The organism is Mycobacterium sp. ST-F2, assembly GCF_001905655.1.
Taxonomy (GTDB): Bacteria; Actinomycetota; Actinomycetes; order Mycobacteriales; family Mycobacteriaceae; genus Mycobacterium.
The window spans coordinates 1-4,019 of the sequence record NZ_JMHT01000104.1; the positions used below are offsets into that span (position 1 = coordinate 1).

Sequence of the window (4,019 nt, forward strand, 5' to 3'; positions counted from 1 at the left end):
CGTTCGCGCCCCCGCCGCCCGCCCCTGATCCGGCGGCGCCTCCGGCCGATCCCAACGCGCCGCCGCCACCGGCCGCCCCGGCAGCACCCGCTGCGCCGGCAGGCGCCCCTGCCCCGGCTCCGGCGCCCGAGCCCGGCCGCGTCAACAACGACGCCGGTGGCTTCAGCTACGTCGTGCCGCAAGGCTGGAAGATCGCCGACGCAACGCAGCTGTCGTACGGTCAGGCGCTGCTGACCAAGGTTCCGGCCGCGGGTGCCGAGCAGGCCCCGAGCGACACCAGCGTCCTGCTGGGCCGGCTGGACCTCAAGCTGTTCGCCGGCGCCGAGTCCGACAACGGCAAGGCCGCCAACCGGTTGGCCTCGGACATGGGTGAGTTCTTCATGCCGTTCCCGGGCACCCGTATCGGCCAGGAGACCACCGCGCTGACCGCCGGGAACCTGCCGGGTGCGGCCTCGTTCTACGAGGTGAAGTTCACCGACACCGGTAAGCCGAACGGCCAGATCTGGGCCGGTGTGGTCGGCAACCCGCCGCCGGACGGTTCCATCCGCAGCCAGCGCAACCCGCAGCGGTGGTTCGTCGTATGGCTCGGTTCGGGCAACCACCCGGTCGACAAGGCCGCCGCGGTGACGCTGGCCCAGTCGATTCGCCCGTGGAACCCGCCGCCACCGCCTCCGGTCGACCCGAACGCGCCGCCGAAGCCCGCCGATCCGGCCCACCCGAACGTCGGCGTGCCGGTGCCGGTGACCAACGCGCCGCCGGAGATGGCTCCCGCGGGCTAGTCGCCGAAAAATTGAGGACCGTGCCCAACCGGGCACGGTCCTCAATTTTGTGCGAGGCGCTACGACGAACTCTTCGACTTCACAAAGCGGTAGATCAGCACCAGAATCACCGCGCCGACCAGCGCGCCCCAGAACGAATGCGCGATGGGTGGGCGGAAATCGAACTGGTGCGGGGCGTACACGACACTGCTCAGTGTGCCGCCGACATAGCCGCCGGCGATGCCGAGCACGCAGGTGAGAATCCACCCCATGTCGTCTTTCCCGGGTACGACGAACCGGGCAATGGCTCCCACGATGAGACCGAGAAGAAGCATGCCGAGGATGTGCATAGTCATGACCTTTCGATTGACTGATACAAATCGAGGCTAACCCGCTTCGATGCACCGCAACGAGGTCTCGATCGCTGCGATCTGGTGACGGTTTGGGGGACTGTTTCAGCTGAAATGCCAGACCGCGGCAGCGGCGAGGGCACCCATGCCGTTCAGCGACCAGTGCAGTGCGATCGGGGCCAGCAGGCTGCCGGACCGCCGTCGTAGCCAGGTGAAGACGAATCCGGCGGCTGCGGTGGCGACCACCGCCATGGCCACCCCGGCGACCATGCCGGCGACGCCGCCGCCCAGGACCCGGGTGAAACCGACGTTACTGCTGGTCAGGCCGAGTGAGGTGGCGATGTGCCAGAGTCCGAACAGCAGCGAGCCGGCGGCGGCAACGCCGCGAAATCCCCAGGCCCGGTCGAGGGTGCCGTGCAGGACGCCGCGGAAGGCGAGCTCCTCGGGGATGACGGTCTGCAGCGGGATGACGATCATCGACGCCAGCAGGGCGCCGGAGATGGTGGCGTAGTGGTTGTTGAGGAACATCGGCCTGGTCCACGGCAGGAGGACGCCGACGGCGATCACCGACCCGACGAGCAGGATGGCGCCGAGCGCGTAGCGCATGCCGGTTCGCCAGTGTGCGCGGCCGAGCCCGAGTTCGGTCCAGCCCAGGCCGCGTTTGCGGACCAGGGCCACCAGGGCCAGCGCCGCGGCCGGCACCACGACGATGTTCGCCCATGGCGTGGTGAAGTGGGCCAGCAGGTTGGTGGCGACCAGGACGGCCACGACCACGGCCACATCGATGTAGACGCGCGGATGCCGAACGGCTGGTGAGCCGTTCGGTGGGCACGGTGCAGCGACGGCTGCCGAGGCGTCGATCATCTGTGGCGAGTGTACCGACCGACACCAAAGGGCCAGGTCACGCTGCATCGCCGCGACCCACTAACGTGTGGGTTGTGGAGCCCGCCACTGCTGAAGGAGTGCCCGGATGTCCGTGATCGACGACGGCGCAAGGATTTTCGTCGGCGGCCAGTTCCGTCCCGCCGAGGCCTCGACGCCGGTGGTGGAAGCCGCGACCGGAACGCTGCTGGGAGCCGGCGCCGCGGCGAGCCCGGACGAGGTTGACGCCGCGGTCGCGGCAGCCGGGGCGGCGCTGCCGAGCTGGAGCGCGACGCCCCCGGCCGAGCGTGCCGCCGCCCTGAACCGGTTGGCCGACGAGCTGCTGGCCCGGTCGGCCGCGACCAACGAACTGTGCACCCGCGAGAACGGCATGCCGATCCGGCTGTCTCGTGGTGCGAACGGCCGGTTCCCGGCCGCGCTGCTGCAGTACTACGCCGATCTGATCACGCGGACGGCGGCCGAGGAGATTCGTCCGGCGGCCATCGGGCACACCATCGTGCGCCGGGAGCCGCTCGGTGTGGTCGGCGCGATCGTGCCGTGGAACTATCCGCAGGCGCTGGCCGCGTTCAAGTTGGCGCCCGCGTTGGCGGCCGGTTGCACCGTGGTGCTGAAGGCGTCGCCGGAAACCGCGCTGGATGCCTTGATCTTCGCCGAGGCGGCGATAGCGGCGGGGCTGCCCGCGGGCGTGCTGAACGTCATCGCGGGCGGGCCGGACACCGGGGCGCGGTTGGTCTCGCACCCGGGCGTCGACAAGGTGTCCTTCACGGGATCGACCGCTGTCGGACGCCAGATCGCCGAGGTCTGCGGCCGGCTCCTGCGGCCGGTCACCCTGGAGTTGGGCGGCAAGTCGGCGGCCGTCGTCCTCGAGGACGCCGACCTCGACGCGACGATCAGTGGGCTGAAGTCGGCGGCGTTCGTCAACAATGGCCAGACCTGCCACCTGAATTCGCGGATACTGGTACCACGGTCCCGGTATGACGAGATGGTCGACGCGCTGGTGGCACTGGCCTCCGGGCTGAATGTCGGTGACCCGCTGGAGAAGTCGACGGACGTCGGCCCGCTCGTCAGTGCCCGGCAGCGGGACCGGGTGCTCGGCTACATCGAGGCCGGCAAGGCCGACGGCGCCAAACTCGTTGCCGGCGGAGGTATTCCGGCGGACCAGCCGGACGGCTGGTTCGTCTCACCCACGGTGTTCGCGGACGTCGACAACGCGTCGCGCATCGCGCAGGAGGAGATCTTCGGCCCGGTGCTCGCCGTGATCCCGTACGACACCGAGCAGCACGCCGTCACCCTGGCCAACGACAGCGACTACGGCCTGGGCGGCACCGTCTGGTCGGCCGACGCCGAACACGCCACCGACATCGCCCGCGCCATCCGCAGCGGCACAGTGGGTGTCAACGACTACCAAATGGATATGGCGGCGCCGTTCGGTGGGGTCAAAGCCAGCGGGTTGGGCCGTGAACTCGGGCCCGAGGGGCTCGCCGCCTACCAGAGCATCAAATCGATCTACCGCGTCGGACCCGCGTCCGGAGAGGATTCCCTCAGTGCCCCTTGATCCCAGGACCCCGGTGCTCGTCGGGTACGGCCAGGTGAACCAGTACGACGAGAACCCCGGTAGCGAGCCGGTCGATCTGATGGAGGCGGCGGCCCGGGAGGCGGCGGAGGCCCGAGTCCTCGAGGCCGTCGACGCGGTCCGGATCGTCAACCTGCTGTCGGTGCGGTACCGGGATCCGGGTCTGCTGCTGGCGCAGCGCATCGGCGCCCCGAACGCGGCCACGCGATATACGCCAGTCGGCGGCAATGTGCCGCAGTCGCTGGTGAACCAGGCGTGCCTGGATATTCAGCAGGGGCGTAACGAGGTGGTGTTGATCGCCGGTGGTGAAACCTGGCGGACCCGAACGCGTTTGAAGGCGCGCGGTGAGCGGCTGGTCGGCACTGAGCAGGCCGACTCGGTGTCGATGGCTCCCAGCGATCCCGAGTTCACGATGGCCGGGCCCGCCGAACTCCGGATCGGGTTGGTGGCGCCGTC

Annotated in this window: 4 protein-coding genes and 1 pseudogene; 3 read left to right on the forward strand and 2 right to left on the reverse strand. The window is 69.7% G+C overall.

The window, feature by feature from the left end:
• Nucleotides 1–779 (forward strand): APA family fibronectin-binding glycoprotein (locus EB75_RS27720; RefSeq protein ID WP_073698413.1); only part of this gene is annotated, 779 nt, incomplete at its 5' end.
• A gap of 59 nt (nt 780–838) precedes the next feature.
• Here EB75_RS27720 and EB75_RS27725 read toward each other — a convergent pair.
• A complete protein-coding gene (locus EB75_RS27725; RefSeq protein WP_073698414.1) occupies nt 839–1,114 on the reverse strand; it encodes a GlsB/YeaQ/YmgE family stress response membrane protein in 276 nt (91 codons plus the stop codon).
• A gap of 99 nt (nt 1,115–1,213) precedes the next feature.
• Nucleotides 1,214–1,972, reverse strand: a complete 759-nt coding sequence (locus tag EB75_RS27730; protein WP_073698415.1) for a CPBP family intramembrane glutamic endopeptidase — start codon at nt 1,970–1,972, stop codon at nt 1,214–1,216.
• Between the two features lie 106 nt (nt 1,973–2,078).
• Here EB75_RS27730 and EB75_RS27735 point away from each other — a divergent pair, with 106 nt between their 5' ends.
• Nucleotides 2,079–3,545, forward strand: coding sequence for an aldehyde dehydrogenase (locus EB75_RS27735; protein WP_073698416.1), 1,467 nt, complete (start codon nt 2,079–2,081; stop codon nt 3,543–3,545).
• Nucleotides 3,535–4,019 (forward strand): annotated as a pseudogene (locus EB75_RS27740) (acetyl-CoA acetyltransferase); the annotation flags it as partial. The gene EB75_RS27735 and the pseudogene EB75_RS27740, both read left to right, overlap by 11 nt.

Coding starts and splice junctions, on each gene's coding strand:
- EB75_RS27735 (WP_073698416.1), top strand. CDS start 2,079: ATGTCCGTGATCGACGACGGCGCAAGGATTTTCGTCGGCGGCCAGTTC.
- EB75_RS27725 (WP_073698414.1), bottom strand. CDS start 1,114: ATGACTATGCACATCCTCGGCATGCTTCTTCTCGGTCTCATCGTGGGA.
- EB75_RS27730 (WP_073698415.1), bottom strand. CDS start 1,972: ATGATCGACGCCTCGGCAGCCGTCGCTGCACCGTGCCCACCGAACGGC.